Origin of the sequence: Streptomyces sp. NPDC005263 (genome assembly GCF_042872365.1) — a bacterium.
Classification (GTDB): domain Bacteria; phylum Actinomycetota; class Actinomycetes; order Streptomycetales; family Streptomycetaceae; genus Streptomyces.
In genome coordinates, this window is sequence record NZ_JBIAKJ010000002.1 from 367,954 (window position 1) to 382,150 (window position 14,197).

At 70.8% G+C, this 14,197-nt stretch carries 9 protein-coding genes; 5 read left to right on the forward strand and 4 right to left on the reverse strand.

Features of this window, described 5'->3' with window-relative positions; all coding sequences use genetic code 11:
* Positions 1 to 2: 2 nt before the first annotated feature.
* The gene (locus ACFYRY_RS09015; RefSeq protein ID WP_389141725.1) at positions 3 to 1,019 is read right to left on the reverse strand and encodes an aspartate-semialdehyde dehydrogenase; all 1,017 of its coding nucleotides are present in this window, start codon (positions 1,017 to 1,019) and stop codon (positions 3 to 5) included.
* 313 nt (positions 1,020 to 1,332) lie between these two features.
* On the opposite strand from ACFYRY_RS09015, the gene ACFYRY_RS09020 reads away from it, so the two are divergent.
* Positions 1,333 to 1,866, forward strand: a complete 534-nt coding sequence (locus ACFYRY_RS09020) for an RNA polymerase sigma factor (protein WP_389141727.1) — start codon at positions 1,333 to 1,335, stop codon at positions 1,864 to 1,866.
* A gap of 1 nt (position 1,867) precedes the next feature.
* Positions 1,868 to 2,638, forward strand: a complete 771-nt coding sequence (locus tag ACFYRY_RS09025) for a hypothetical protein (protein WP_389141729.1) — start codon at positions 1,868 to 1,870, stop codon at positions 2,636 to 2,638.
* A 57-nt stretch (positions 2,639 to 2,695) separates the two neighbouring features.
* Here the strand turns inward: ACFYRY_RS09025 and ACFYRY_RS09030 are convergent, their stop codons facing one another.
* Entirely contained in the window at positions 2,696 to 6,010 is a 3,315-nt protein-coding gene (locus ACFYRY_RS09030; protein WP_389141731.1) for a S8 family serine peptidase, read from the reverse strand.
* A gap of 241 nt (positions 6,011 to 6,251) precedes the next feature.
* Here ACFYRY_RS09030 and ACFYRY_RS09035 point away from each other — a divergent pair, with 241 nt between their 5' ends.
* From ACFYRY_RS09035 to ACFYRY_RS09045, 3 genes are all read left to right on the forward strand, one after another.
* Positions 6,252 to 6,755 (forward strand): NUDIX hydrolase, encoded by a 504-nt coding sequence (locus ACFYRY_RS09035; RefSeq protein WP_389141733.1) that lies wholly within the window; start codon positions 6,252 to 6,254, stop codon positions 6,753 to 6,755.
* A 199-nt stretch (positions 6,756 to 6,954) separates the two neighbouring features.
* The gene (locus ACFYRY_RS09040) at positions 6,955 to 8,730 is read left to right on the forward strand and encodes a TIGR03767 family metallophosphoesterase (protein WP_389141735.1); all 1,776 of its coding nucleotides are present in this window, start codon (positions 6,955 to 6,957) and stop codon (positions 8,728 to 8,730) included.
* 99 nt (positions 8,731 to 8,829) lie between these two features.
* Positions 8,830 to 9,999, forward strand: a complete 1,170-nt coding sequence (locus ACFYRY_RS09045; RefSeq protein ID WP_389141737.1) for a serine hydrolase domain-containing protein — start codon at positions 8,830 to 8,832, stop codon at positions 9,997 to 9,999.
* 108 nt (positions 10,000 to 10,107) lie between these two features.
* On the opposite strand, the gene ACFYRY_RS09050 is transcribed toward ACFYRY_RS09045, so the two are convergent.
* Positions 10,108 to 11,205 carry a hypothetical protein gene (locus tag ACFYRY_RS09050; RefSeq protein WP_389141739.1) on the reverse strand — a complete coding sequence of 366 codons (1,098 nt, stop codon included), beginning with the start codon at positions 11,203 to 11,205 and terminating at the stop codon, positions 10,108 to 10,110.
* Positions 11,206 to 11,576: 371 nt separating this feature from the next.
* Positions 11,577 to 14,168, reverse strand: a complete 2,592-nt coding sequence (gene pepN / locus ACFYRY_RS09055; RefSeq protein ID WP_389141741.1) for an aminopeptidase N — start codon at positions 14,166 to 14,168, stop codon at positions 11,577 to 11,579.
* Positions 14,169 to 14,197: the final 29 nt, after the last annotated feature.

The following is a 14,197-nucleotide window of genomic DNA, read 5'->3' on the forward strand; positions in this document are numbered from 1 at the left end:
GGTCAGCCCTTCAGCTCCGCCGCCACCAGCTCCGCGATCTGGATCGCGTTCAGCGCGGCGCCCTTGCGGAGGTTGTCGTTGGAGAGGAACAGGGCGAGGCCGTTGTCGACGGTCTCGTCCTGGCGGATCCGGCCGACGTACGACGGGTCCTGGCCGGCCGCCTGGAGCGGGGTGGGGACGTCGGTGAGGGCTACGCCGGGCGCTCCGCCGAGCACCTCCTTCGCGCGCTCCACGCTGATCGGGCGGGCGAAGCGGGCGTTGACCTGGAGGGAGTGGCCCGTGAAGACGGGGACGCGGACGCAGGTGCCGGAGACCTTCAGCTCGGGGATCTCCAGGATCTTGCGGGACTCGTGGCGGAGCTTCTGCTCCTCGTCGGTCTCGTTCAGCCCGTCGTCGACGATCGAGCCGGCCATCGGCAGCACGTTGTACGCGATCGGGGCGACGTACTTGTTCGGCTCGGGGAACTCCGCCGCCGAACCGTCGTGCGTGAGCTTCGGCGCGTCCTCGCCGACCTTCTTGACCTGCTCGAACAGCTCTTCCACACCGGCCAGACCGGAGCCGGAGACCGCCTGGTAGGTGGCGACGACCAGCGCTTCGAGGCCCGCCTCGTCGTGCAGCGGCCGCAGGACCGGCATCGCGGCCATCGTCGTGCAGTTCGGGTTGGCGATGATGCCCTTGGGGCGGTTGGCGATCGCGTGCGGGTTCACCTCGGCCACCACGAGGGGTACCTCCGGGTCGCGGCGCCAGGCGGAGGAGTTGTCGATCACGACCGCGCCCTGCGAGGCCACCTTCTCGGCCAGCGCCTTCGAGGTCGAGCCGCCCGCCGAGAACAGCACGATGTCCAGGCCGGTGTAGTCGGCGGTGGTCGCGTCCTCCACGGTCACGCCGTCCAGGACCGTCCCCGCCGAGCGGGCCGAGGCGAACAGTCGCAGCTCGGTCACGGTGAAGTCGCGCTCCGTGAGAATCCTGCGCATGACCGTGCCGACCTGACCGGTGGCTCCGACGATTCCGACCCTCACGGCGACTCCCTGTGTCTGTCTTTGCGTGCGTGTTGCCTGGCCGAGGCTTTTCCATGATGCGGCCGACATGGGCCCACCTGTCCAATTCTTTGGCCGCCATGCCGAGAGCTGAGACACCCCAGCACCGCCGACGGTTGCGGAAACCCCGTCCACGCCCCACTGAGCTGCAGGAATTCGCCCTACGGCCGCTTCGAGCCGCAAGCTGTGCGGCCTCGCGCGACGGTGTGACGTACGCCTCTGAGGTTTTTCCCGCGCCAGGGCCGAACGTTTCCGCGCGCCCCGGCGTCGTAGAGGAGACGCGGGGAGGGGAGGGGTGTCTGTGCTGCGCAGAAAGGCCCGCCGCGCGCCGGGGGACGAACACGCCGATCCCCTGGACGCGGCTCAGGAACGCCGGGTGCGAGCGGTGCTCGCCCTGGGCGGAGTGCCGCAGGCGGACCTGCCGGACGGGGTGCAGCAGGTCCGCCTGCGGTTGCTGGAGCGGGTGGCGCGGGGTGACGAGGCGCCGCGTGACGTGTCCGCGTGGGCGGCGGTCGTCGCCTCCAACCTGGCCATGGACTGGCACCGGGCCAAGCGCCGCCAGGAGCGCATCGGCGAGCGCCTGGCCTCCCTGCGTCAGCTGGAACACCCCTCCGGTGAGGACACCAGCGTGCTCTCCCTCGCCGTCGCGCAAGGCCTGGACGAACTGCCGGACATCTTGCGCCAGGTCGTCGTCCTGCGCTTCTACGCCGACCTGCCGGTGCGCGGGATCGCCACGGAACTCGGCATCCCGGAGGGCACGGTCAAAAGCAGGCTGCACACGGCGGTCCGGGCCCTGCGTGCCCGCCTGCACGAGGACGAGGTGGTGTGACATGACCGCCGAACATCACGGCTCCGCCGAACATCACGGCTCCGCCGGGCACGACGGCTCCGCAGGACGGGACGCATCCGCCGCCACGGACGCGCTGATGGCCGCGATCACCGAGGAGCCGCTGTCCGAAGCCGCGCGCGCGGACGCCGCCTTCATGGCCGAGCACCGTTCCGCCGAGGCCGATCTCACCCTGCTGCGTGAGCAGTTGGGGTTCATCGGCGATGCCCTCGGCGAGCCCCCGGAGGCGGTGCGGACCGTTCCCGTACGTCCGTCACGGCCCCGCCGCCGGACCTTCAGGCTCGCCTTCGGTGCCCTCGCGGTGGCCGCCGTCGCCGTCGTGCTGTCGGGCCTGGGCTGGCTGCTGAGCCAAGCCGGGAACGGTATCGGTGCCACGTCGGACAGAGCCGCGGGCAGCGCGGCCTCGAAGGAGGACGCCGGTGTCCGCTTCGGCAGCCCCCAGTACCTGGCCTGCGCCGGCACCGTCGTCGAGGGGACGGTCGCCCGTCTCGAACAGCTCCCGGACACCGAACAGCTGCGCGTCACCGTGCACGTGACCCGCTTCTACAAGCCGGAGCGGGGCGAGGACCAGCTCACCTTCGTGATCGGCCGGTACGACGTCACCCACCTGCACAAGGGCGACCAGGTCCTGCTCGGCGTCCCCCGCGACAGTGCCACGCCCGACCACTGGGCCGTCGGCGAGCGGGAGGTCGCCCGCGAGCGGGCCTGGATCACCGCCTCGCTGCCCGAGTCCCGCACCCTGTCCTGCTCATGAGAAAGGGCGGGCGCCCGTCATGACGACGAACGCCCGCCCCTCGGTCGTACCGGATCGCTACGGCGTGACCTTCTCGATCTTCACGTTGCCGGTGCCCGCGACCGTGCCGCGGGCGTTCACCAGCTGGACCTGGCCGAAGAACTCACGGCCCTCGGGCGCGGCCGCGGCGGCGGTGACGCTGCCGGAGACCGTCGCCGAGGCGCCCGTGCCGAGCTTGACGGGGGCCGACCCGTCGACCGTGACGGCACCGAGGGCGGCGGAGAAGAACACGTCCCGGTAGTCGTACGCGGTGGAACCGGACGGGACCGAGTAGCCGATGACCTCGATGGTGTAGGTACCGGCGGCCGGGGTGGGAAGGGAGACCGCCTCCTCCGAGTCACCGTCGGCGGAGGTGCCCACCTCGGTGCCGGCCGCGTCCCGCACGACCAGGTCCAGGTCGGCCGCCCGGTCGGAGACGTTGCCGATGGCGACGTCCAGGGACGTGGCGCCCGCGGGCACCTCGACCGTGGTGGTCTGCGTGTCGCCCGTGGCGATCGTCGGCCGGTTCGTCTTGGCGGAGCCGAGCGGGCCGCCCACCAGCTTGCCGTCGATCGCGGCGAAGCGGTTCGTCACCTTCCAGGAGACGGCGGCCGGGGTGCCGACCTTGGCCTCGGGGACGGTCACGACCTCCGGGTCGAAGGCCGCGCCGAGGACGCCGACGTCCAGCTTGTACGGGTTGTCGAGCAGCGGCGACGTACGGCGCGACTCGACCTCGATCTCCCAGACACCCGGCACCGGGTCGGCGTACGAGCGCACGTCCGGCTTGCAGCCGTTGCCGTCGAGGTAGTTGTTGTAGCAGTACGGGGTGGAGGTGTTGTCCACCGGGACGCCGGTCGGGTCGATGGCGATGAACCGGGTCTGGCTCTTGCCCTTCAGCCCGCCGATCGCGACCTCCAGCGACTTGGCGCCCTCCGGGACGGTCACGAAGTACGACTGGGTGCTGTTGCGCTGGACCGTGTCCGACGCCGAGGAGGTGTACTTCAGCGGCTTCGAGACCACGACCGTGGAGAGCACCTGCTGGTCGATGCCCTCGGTCTTCGGGTCGTCGACCTCCAGGATGGCGCTCTTGAGGCCCGCGGACTTCGGGGCGGCCTGCACCTTGACGGTCACCGGCTGGTTCAGCGGCAGCTTGACCTCGTCGGAACCGACGATCTTGAACGTCTTGGCCGCGTTGTTCTCGAAGTACAGCTCGTGCCGGATCGCCCTGTCGGCGCCGGACGTACGGGTGATCGTGACGTCGTACGTCTTCTTCTGGCCGGCCTTGAGGCCGCCCTCACGGTCGTAGAGGCCGGTGCCGAAGCCCGGCGTCTTGAGGAACTGGTCGATGGCGGTGTCGACCGGTGCCTTCACGGTGTAGGTGTGCGCGAGGGCGCCGTCGCGGATGGACTTCCAGGCGTCCACGATGTTCATGAGGCCCGCCCCCTCCTCGTACGCCTGCACACCCTTGATGTGGTCGGCGGTCGAGGTGAGCGCGGTGCGCAGGGTGGCCGGGGTCAGGTCGATGCCCTTCGCCTTGGCGGCGGACAGCAGCAGCGCGGACGCGCCCGCGGCCTGCGGGGACGCCATCGAGGTGCCCTGGAGCATCGAGTAGCCGGCCGGCAGGGTGTAGCCCGCCTCGGCGACCGGGGCGCCCGGCAGCCAGGTCTGGGTGGTGTTGATCGAGGCACCCGGCGCGGACAGGGTCGGCGTGAAGCCGCCGTCCTCACGCGGGCCGCGCGAAGAGAACGGCATCATCGCGTACTTCTTCTCCACGACCGAGCCGTAGTTGGACGCCCAGGTCTGCTTGGAGATGGTCGCGCCGACCGAGATGACCTTGTCGGCCAGGCCCGGGTCGCCGATGGTGTTGGCGCCGGGACCGGAGTTGCCGGCCGAGATCACCAGCTGCACGCCGTAGGTGTCGATGAGGCGCGTGTACAGCTCGGCGCGCGCGTTGTTGCCGTCGTTCAGCGCGGGCAGGCCGCCGATCGACATGTTGACGATGTCGACGCCACGGTTCGCGACGAGGTCGATCATGCCCTCGGTGAGCGCGACGTTGCTGCAGCCGGGGCCGAACTCACAGGCCCGGGACGAGACGATCTTCGCGCCGGGCGCGGCGCCGTTCATCTTGCCGCCGAACAGGCCGTTGGCGGCGGTGATGCCGGCCACGTGGGTGCCGTGTTCGCTGGAGATCATGCCGATGTTGACGTAGTCGGCCTTGGCTCCGGCGCCGTTGTAGACGACGTCCTTGCGGATCTCGACGACGAACGGGATGCGCTCGGCGACGTCCGTCTCCGGGGCGTCGGTGCCGAAGTAGCCGATCCGGTAGCCGTCCTTGTACGGCTTCATCGGCTGCTCGTCGGTGAAGTCGTGGTCGTCGTCGAGGTCGACCCGCACCGTGCCGGCCGCGGCGTCGTACAGCACGCCCCAGGCGTCGGTCTTGTCGCCGTCACGGTTGACGTCGCCGGCCTGGTCGCCGCCGGCGGTCGCGGACTCGTAGAAGTAGTTGAACTTGTACGAGCCGGACGGGGCCTTGAAGGTCTCGGCCACGCCGGTGTCCGCCGGGGTCGCGGAGAACGCCGGGCCGGTCACCGAGGTGAGCATCCGGCGCCACGAGCCGTCGCCGTCGGAGACCGGGTCGGTCGAGGTCACCCAGTCGACGATCTTGCGCTCACCGGTGCTGGTCTTGCGCAGCGCCGGGTGGGCGAGGTCCACGCCCGAGTCGAGGATGCCGATGGTGATGCCCCGGCCGTCCGCCTTCGGGTTCTTCTTCACGAAGTCGACGGCGCCCGTCTCGAAGGACGGGTTGTACGGGTTCTCGGCGGGGGTCTTCCGGTTCGGCGCCGGGTAGGCGGCCGTGCCCTTGACCGCGGAGCCCTTGGCGGTGGCGGTGTCCGCGGCCGGGGACGGGTCGTCCAGCTGGATCTCCTGCCGCAGGTCGATGCCGTGCACGGCGGTCAGCTTCGCGGCGGCGGCGATGGCCGCGTCCGCCCTGCCGGTGGGGACGGTGGCCCGCACATAGCCGAGCTTGTCGTAGGTCTTGCCGACCAGGCCGCCCTGGACCGCGTCGAGTTGCCGGGCGACCTGCTCGGTCTGCCCGGGCGCGGTCGCGATCATCATCGTGACGCTCTTGTCGCCGTCGGCCTTGGCCTCGGCGAGCGCGTCGGCGTCGTCGGAGCCGAGCTTGTCGTGGGCGGACTTCACACCCGGGTCGGCGGCGACGGGGGCTTCGTCGGCGGCGAGGGCCATGGGTATCGGCCCGGCGGCACAGAGTGCGGCCACCAGTCCGGCGGCCGCGGCGATACGGGCCACGCGTCTCGCGCCGGATATCGGATCGCGCTGGGGGGTGAGGGTCATCGGCATCCCTTGTAGGTAAAGGAACGAACGGTGCGCGACCAGAACCGATCGGTCCTGGCCGCCGGGGTCTGAATTTCGATCCCGGACGATCGCACAGCTTTACCCATGGGAGGGATGTTTAGGGAGAGTTGACCGAAACGAGATGGGCGCATGGGGAAAACCCCCTATGCGCTTTGCGGAGATGAGCCCTGAATGGGGCAACTCGCCCCTCAGTCGCCCCGGTTCGGGTTAACTTCCCCTGGTGCTGAAGAAGTTGCGGGTGGCGGCCTACGCCATATGCGTGCGGGACGGACAACTCCTGCTCTCCCGGTCCCCGGGCCCCGACGGCGGCCCACCGGAGTGGGTGCTGCCCGGCGGGGGGATGGAGCACGGCGAGGATCCCCACGACACCATCGTGCGGGAGGTGGAGGAGGAGACCGGATACCGCGTCGAGGTCACCGGCCTGCTCGGGGTGCACTCCAGCCACCGGGTCTTCCCCGGCAGTTTCGGGCGCGACGTCGACCACCACGGCGTACGGCTCGTCTACGAGGGCCGGATCACCGGCGGCGAGCTCCGCTACGAGATCGGCGGCTCCACCGACATGGCCGCCTGGCACGACCTGGACGCCGTACCCGGCCTGAACCTGGTGAGCCTGGTCGACCTCGGACTGCGGCTGTGGCGGGAACGGCCGGCCACCGGACACCTCGCACCGGTCGGACCCCCTCCGGGGACAGCTCCCCTACCCGGGAAGATGAACGCGGAGTAACCGGCCCCCGGCCGTCCGGGGAGCGGTCGAGGACGCTCAGGGTAGTCCAAGATCCACGTACGGTGATCGGCGCTGCGCGTTGCTGCCTCGTTCACGCGCAGGTCATACCCGCTGCCAACGATCGGTAGTGAGCGGGATGTTCGCAACAGCGACCGCCCGCGACCACTGCCGACGCGTTCGCACTCGGGGAGACCGCGCCATGTCGCGCACACGCTCTGTCGCCGGTCCCGCACTGGGGACCCACCGCCGTACCGTCCTCGCCGCCACCGCGGCGGTCACCTTCTCCGCGGGCCTCGGCTACGCCCTGCGGCCCACCGACAGCCAGGCCGCCGCCGCCGCGGACACCGCACCCGCCGAGACGGCGCTCGCCGAGGCGCCCGTGGCCCACGGGCGAAAGGCCCCGGCCGCGCCGCTGGCCCCGTACACCCGCGGCACCACCCTCGCCTCGGTCGCCGCCCCGCGCACCAGCTCCGGCTACCGCCGGCTCGGCGACGGCCCCGGCTGGAGCCGCAAGGTCCGCAGCGAGCTCGCGGCGCCCAAGTCCGGCCGTACCGCCCGCCGTACCGCGCTGGCCTCCTTCGTGCAGATCACCGACCTGCACCTGATCGACGTCCAGCACCCGATGCGGCTGGAGTACCTGCGCTCCACCGACGCGCACGCCTGGCGGCCGCACGAGGCGCTCACCGTGCCCGGCGCCATCTCGCTGGTGGAGCGGATCAACGCGCTGCGGGGCGCGCCCGTCACCGGCTCCCCGCTGTACTTCGCCATGACCACCGGCGACAACACCGACAACAACGCCAGGACCGAGCTGGACTGGTTCCTGACGATCATGAGCGGTGGCCGGGTCACCGCCAACTCCGGCGACCCACGCCACTACGAGGGCGTGCAGAACAGCGGCCTCAAGCAGTACTGGCAGCCCGACTCCACGGTGCGCGACTCCGACAAGCAGCTCGGCTTCCCGCAGCTCCAGGGCTATCTGGCCGCCGCACTGCGGGAGTTGAACAGCCCCGGCCTCAACCTGCCCTGGTACTCCACGGTCGGCAACCACGACGCCATGCCGCTCGGCTGCTACGGCCACGGCGACTCCTGGCTCGCCGAGTACGCGGTCGGCGGCAAGAAGCTGATGAGCGTGTCCGCGTCCGAGGCGAGCAAGCTCCAGGACGCCATCAAGAACGCCAAGGACCCCAAGGGGACCGCGTTCCGCGACTTCCTCAAGGCCCACTCCCGCGACATGCGCTCGGTCACGCCCGACGAGAGCCGCGCCCCCTTCACCGCCACCCAGTACCTCCAGGCCCACCTCGACCCGGCGCACCGCGGTCTGGGCCCGGTCGGCCACGGCTACTCCACCGCCAACCTCGACGCGGGCACCCAGTACTACAGCTTCCGGATCGCCGACGACGTCGTGGGAATCAGCCTCGACACCACCGACGCGGCCGGCCACTACGAGGGCTCCATCGGGACGGCCCAGCTGAGGTGGCTGGAGATGACCCTGCGGGAGAACAAGGACTCGTACGTGGTCCTCTTCAGTCACCACACCAGCAAGACGATGACCAACACCCGCCCCGACCCGGCCCGCCCCGGCGAACGGCGGCACGACGGCCAGGAGGTCCTCTCCCTCCTCGGCCGCCACGCCAACGTCCTGGCCTGGGTGAACGGTCATATCCACCGCAACGAGATCACCCCGCACTCGGGCTCCGGCGGCCGTTCCTTCTGGGAGATCTCCACCGCCTCCCACGTCGACTACCCCCAGCTCGCCCGGGTCATCGAGCTGGTGGACAACAAGGACGGCACGCTCTCGATCTTCACCACCTGCATCGAGTCCTCCGCCCCGCACCGCACGGACTTCTCCGACCTCTCACAGACCGGCCTGGCGGCCCTCTACCGCGAGCTGTCCTTCAACGCGCCCGGCGCCAGCACGAGCCTCGGCGGCGACGCGGAGGACCGGAACACGGAGCTGGTTCTGAAGAAGGGCTGAAACCCACTCAACCGTCACACCGGCCGTCAACTCTTTCGCGGTGCCCCGGGTCTGCCTCCCCGACCACGCTCGACAGTGAGCGTCCGAGAAGGGGAGAACATGACCGTACGAGTACGGGGGACCCTGGTGGCGGCGACGGCTCTGGCCCTGACGGCCGCCCTGGCGGCACCCGCGATCGCGGCGCAACCCGCGGCGAACACCGGGCCGGCCGGCCGGTCCGGCGCCCACGACGCCACCCGTCGGGCGATCGAGGCGGCGGTCGCGGACGGCGTGCCCGGGGTGACGGTGACGGCCCGGGACCGTCGGGGCGGCTGGTCGGCGACCGCGGGTGTGGGAGACCTCCGCACCGGCGAGCCCCGTTCGCCGCGGGACCACTACCGGGTGGGCAGCATCACCAAGACCTTCGTCGCCACGGTGCTGCTCCAACTGGAGGCTCAGGGGCGGCTGTCCCTCGACGACACGGTGGACAGGTGGCTGCCCGGACTGGTCCGCGGCAACGGCCACGACGGCCGCGCGATCACCGTGCGCCAGCTCCTCAACCACACCAGCGGTGTGTTCAGCTACGGGGACGACCGGGCCTTCCAGGAGACGTACATGCTCAAGGACGGCTTCCTGAAGCACCGTTACGACCGCAACACGCCCCAGGACCTGATCGCGATCGCCATGTCCCACCCACCGCGCTTCGCGCCGGGCACGTCCTGGTCCTACTCCAACACCAACTACGCGCTGGCTGCCCTGGTGATCGAGAAGGTCACCGGCCACCCGTACGGCACGGAGATCCACCGCCGCGTCATCGCCCCGCTCGGACTGAAGGGCACCCAGGTACCCGGCACCCGTCCGACCCTTCCCGAGCCCAGCAGCCGCGCCTACTCCAAGCTCGCGAAGACCACCACCGGCCCGACGTACGACGTCACCGAGCTGAACCCCGCGCTGGCCTTCGGCTCGGGAGACATCGTCTCCACCTCGGCCGACCTCGGCCGCTTCTACTCCGCGCTGCTCCAGGGCCGACTGCTCCCGCCGGCCCAGCTGAAGGAGATGAAGACGACGGTGCCGGAAACCACCATCCCGGACGTCCAATACGGCCTGGGCCTCGGTGATGTCACCCTCAGCTGCGGCGTCCACGTCTGGGGCCACAGCGGCGACATCCACGGCTCGTCCTCGATGGCCGTGACGACGGCGGACGGCCGCCACACCCTCGCCGTCAACTTCAACGGCGACTGGTCGGGGGACACCATGGCGGTGGTCGACGCGGAGTTCTGCGGCGAGTAGTCACGGCAGGGTGCCGCGCGTGGGGCCGTGACACGCGAAGGGGCCCGCCGGATCACACGATCCCGGTGGGCCCCTCCGCTCCCCGCCTGGTCCTGCCCCGTCCCCTCACTATCGGGGCAGCACCACGACATACGCCGCCGGATCCCGGTCCCCGGCCGCCATGAGCGCCGTACGGACCACCGCCGCCTGCTGCTCCATGCTGTCCCGGAGCTTCTTCGGGGTGATGTGGACGACGGTGATGCCCAGTCGCTCCAGGTGCTCGCGCTTGCGGGCGTACTCGGTCCACAGCGCGTCGTTCTCGTCCTGCCGGCGGTCCTGGCGCTGGTCCTGCCGCTGGTCCTGGCGCTCGTGCCGGCGGGGTGCGCGGGTGTCGAGTTCGACCGCCACCGCCTGCTCCGGCCAGTACGCGTCCAGGCCACCCAGGTGCGGGCCGCCGGGAAGGCGCAGGTCCACGTTCCACACCGGGGTGGGCAGGCCGTACTCCTCGACCATCCGGTACAGCCGGCTCTCGGCGATCGCCCGGCCCTCCGCGAGGAGGGAGTCCACCGCGTCCACCACGTGCGGGCGGCTCAGCAGGCTCGCCTCGTTCAACGCCCGTACCACCGCCGCCGGTTCGCAGTACCGGCCGCGTACCGCCTCGGTCAGCAGCCGGCGTACGGCCTCCGCGTCCGCCAGTTCGGCCACCGCGTCGGCCAGGGCGCGCGGGACCGGGGCGAGGGGCAGGTCCTTCACCGGCTCGGGCGCCGGGAGCGCCCCCGTGCGGACGATCCGCGCACAGCCCGTCGAGCGCAACCGGCGCATCCGGGGGACCAGGACGTCGATCCGGTCCAGGGAGAGCAGCCGCGGGGTCGAGCTGAAACCGTGCAGGGTGAGCGCCGCCAGGCCGGTGATCATCGCGTCCGCGTACACCGGGCGGTGCGGGCCGTGCGCGCCGGGCTGCGCCGGGACCCCGGTCGGCTGTTCCCGTGCCGCGTACATCAGCACCGCGTGCAGCCGCTCCTCACTGGTCGGCGCGTTGGGGTGGAGCAGGTAGACCCCCGGGAGGATCTGCTGCCAGGCGCCGCCGGGTCGGCACTGCTCGTTCATCTCCGCGGCCGAGACGCCGTGCGAGCGCAGGCGGGCGGCCGTCAGCACCCGGCGGTGCACCTCGGAGTGGTGCTGGAGAGGGCGCGGGGAGAGCGGGGGGACCGGGGTGTTGTGGTTCATGACCAGCAGGTTCCCGCCATCGAACCGGCTTTTAACCGCTGTTACATGTTCGTCGACAAATGTGGACAAGGTCGCACTAAAGGACGCGTGTTCGGGTGCCGAGTAGGTGAGGAAAACCCCTGGTCCGTTCAGGTGCGTCCCAGGGGTTACGGCGTCCTCTGGCCGAATTTCGTAACGGTGACGGCAAGCTCAAGTTCTGGCCAAGGCTAAGGGGTCCTTTCACTATGCCCGTCCGGGGCGCGCGGCCTGGCACCGCACCTCGCCGCGTTGCCGGAAGGTCCTAGTAGCTCCGCTACGAGGACCTTCCGGCGCCTTGCGATGCACGGCACCAGACCACGCGCCCTGATCGGACGCTCATAGTGAAAGGACCCCTAAGGTCGGCTGGTAGCCGCCGCCTCCGCGTCGCACGCCTGTCCCCGCAACGCCCGTGCCAGGTCGTCCCGCGCCTCCAGCACCAGCCGGCGCAGGGCGGGCGCCGACTTCTCGTGAGCGGCGAGCCAGGCGTCCGTCGCGTCCAGCGTCTCCCGCGAGTCCTGGAGGGAGGGGAACAGGCCCTGCACCACGTGCATCGCGATCTGGATCGACCGCTGACCCCACACCCGCTCGATCACGTCGAAGTACTTCCCGGCGTACGGCGCGAGCAGCTCCCGCTGGGAGGGCCGGTCGAAGCCGGCGATCGTCGCCTCCACCAGCGCGTTCGACAACGCGTCGGACTCCACCACCTGCGCCCACGCCTGCGCCTTGACCGCCGCCGAGGGGCGGGCCGCGAGGCAGCGCACCTGATGGCGCTTGCCGGACGCCGTGTCGTCACGGGCCAGTTCGGCGGCCAGCGCGCTCTCGTCGGCGATGCCGTGGGCCGCGAGCGGCTCCAGGAAGGCCCACCGCAGCTCCTGGTCGATCTCCAGTCCCGCGATCTTCGACGTGCCCTCCAGCAGTCCCAGCAGCAGGTCGAAGCCGCCGCGGCTGTCGGCGGTACGCGCGAGGAACCGCGCCCACGCCAGCTGGTGCTCGCTGCCCGGCTCGGCGCGGGTCAGCTCCCGCTCGGCGCCCTCGGCGAGCAGCTCGGCGCCCCGCGCACGCCACTCGGGAGCCGCGTAGTGGACGACCGCCGACTCGGCCCACGCGTGCAGCATCTGCAGCACGCCGATGTCGGACTCGCGCCCGGCGAACCGCAGCACCAGGCCCACGAAGTCCCGCGCCGGCAGCAGCGCGTCCCGGGTCATGTTCCACAGCGCGGACCAGCACAGCGCCCGGGCGAGCGGATCGGTGAGGTCACCCAGCCCCGCCTTCAGGGTCTCCAGCGAGGTCATGTCGAAGCGGATCTTGCAGTAGGTGAGGTCGTCGTCGTTGACCAGCACCAGCTCGGGAGCCTCGGCGCCGGCCAGCGCGGACACGACCGTACGGGGGCCCTCGACGTCCGCCTCGGCACGGGCGTACCGCTCCAGCGCGCCGGACGCGGACCGCCGGTACAGTCCCACCGCCACCCGGTGCGGACGCAGCTCGGGGTGCGATTCGGCGGCCTCCTGCACCACCGCCAGCTCGTCGACCAGGCCCTGAGGACTCAGCAGCACCTGCGGGGTCAGCGAGTTGACGCCCGCCGTCTGCAGCCACGCCCGCGACCATGCGTGCATGTCCCGGCCGCTGGTCTCCGCGAGGACCGACAGCAGATCGCCGAGCCTGGTGTTGCCGTACGCGTGCCGCTTGAAGTAGCGCCGCGCGCCCTCCAGGAACGCGTCCTGGCCGACGTACGCCACCAGCTGCTTCAGCACGCTGGCACCCTTCGCGTACGTGATGCCGTCGAAGTTCAGCTTGGCGTCCTGGAGGTCACGGATGTCGGCCGTGACGGGGTGCGTGGACGGCAGCTGGTCGGCGCGGTACGCCCAGGCCTTGCGGCGGTTGGCGAAGGTGATCCAGCCGTCCGTGAACCGGGTGGCGCCGACCAGCGCGAACGCGCCCATGAAGTCCGCGAAGGACTCCTTCAGCCACAGGTCGTCCCACCACTCCATGGTCACCAGGTCGCCGAACCACATGTGCGCCATCTCGTGCAGGATCACGTTCGCGCGGCTCTCGTAGGACGCCCGCGTCACCTTGCCCCGGAAGATGAACTCCTCCCGGAAGGTCACCAGACCCGGGTTCTCCATCGCGCCCAGGTTGTACTCGGGCACGAAGGCCTGGTCGTACTTCCCGAAGGGGTAGGGGTAGTCGAAGTGGTCGTGGAAGAAGTCCAGGCCCTGCTTGGTCACCAGGAACACGTCATCGGCGTCGAAGTGCGGAGCCAGGCCCTTGCGGCACAGGGCACCGAGGGGGATCTCCAGCCGGCTGCCGTCGTCGAGGACGCGCTCGTAGGAGTCCGTCACATAGTGGTACGGGCCCGCCACCACGCAGGTGATGTACGTCGAGATCGGCTTGGTCTCCGCGAACCGCCAGACCCCGTCGGTGAGTTCACCGACGCCGTTGCCCCACACCGTCCACCCCTCCGGCGCCCGCACCTCGAAACGGAACGGGGCCTTCAGGTCCGGCTGCTCGAAGTTCGCGAAGACCCGGCGCGAGTCGGCAGGCTCGTACTGCGTGTAGAGGTAGACCTCGCCGTCCTCGGGGTCCACGAACCGGTGCAGGCCCTCGCCGGTGCGGGAGTAGGCGCACCGGGCGTCGACGATCAGCTCGTTGTCGGCGGCGAGGTCCTCCAGGAGGATCCGGGAGCCGTCGAAGACCTCGCTCGGGTCGAGGTCCCTGCCGTTCAGTGAGACGGCGGTCACATCCGGCGCGATCAGGTCGGCGAAGCTGGAGGCGCCCGGCTCGCCGCACCGGAAGCGGATCGTGGTGACCGAGCGGAAGGTCCGCGGGCCGTCCCCCGTCTCGTCGCCGACCGCCGTACGGACGTCGAGGGACACGTCGTATCCGTCGACGGACAGCAGGGCGGCCCGCTCCCGGGCCTCGTCGCGGGACAGGTTCTCACCGGGCACGGATGGCACTCCCTCGGGCATGTTTCAGT

Excerpts from the sequence above, each read along its gene's own strand:
- ACFYRY_RS09025 (WP_389141729.1), top strand. The coding sequence starts at position 1,868 with ATGACCGCCGAACATCACGGCTCCGCCGAACATCACGGCTCCGCCGGG.
- ACFYRY_RS09030 (WP_389141731.1), bottom strand. The coding sequence starts at position 6,010 with ATGACCCTCACCCCCCAGCGCGATCCGATATCCGGCGCGAGACGCGTG.
- ACFYRY_RS09040 (WP_389141735.1), top strand. The coding sequence starts at position 6,955 with ATGTCGCGCACACGCTCTGTCGCCGGTCCCGCACTGGGGACCCACCGC.
- ACFYRY_RS09045 (WP_389141737.1), top strand. The coding sequence starts at position 8,830 with ATGACCGTACGAGTACGGGGGACCCTGGTGGCGGCGACGGCTCTGGCC.
- ACFYRY_RS09050 (WP_389141739.1), bottom strand. The coding sequence starts at position 11,205 with ATGAACCACAACACCCCGGTCCCCCCGCTCTCCCCGCGCCCTCTCCAG.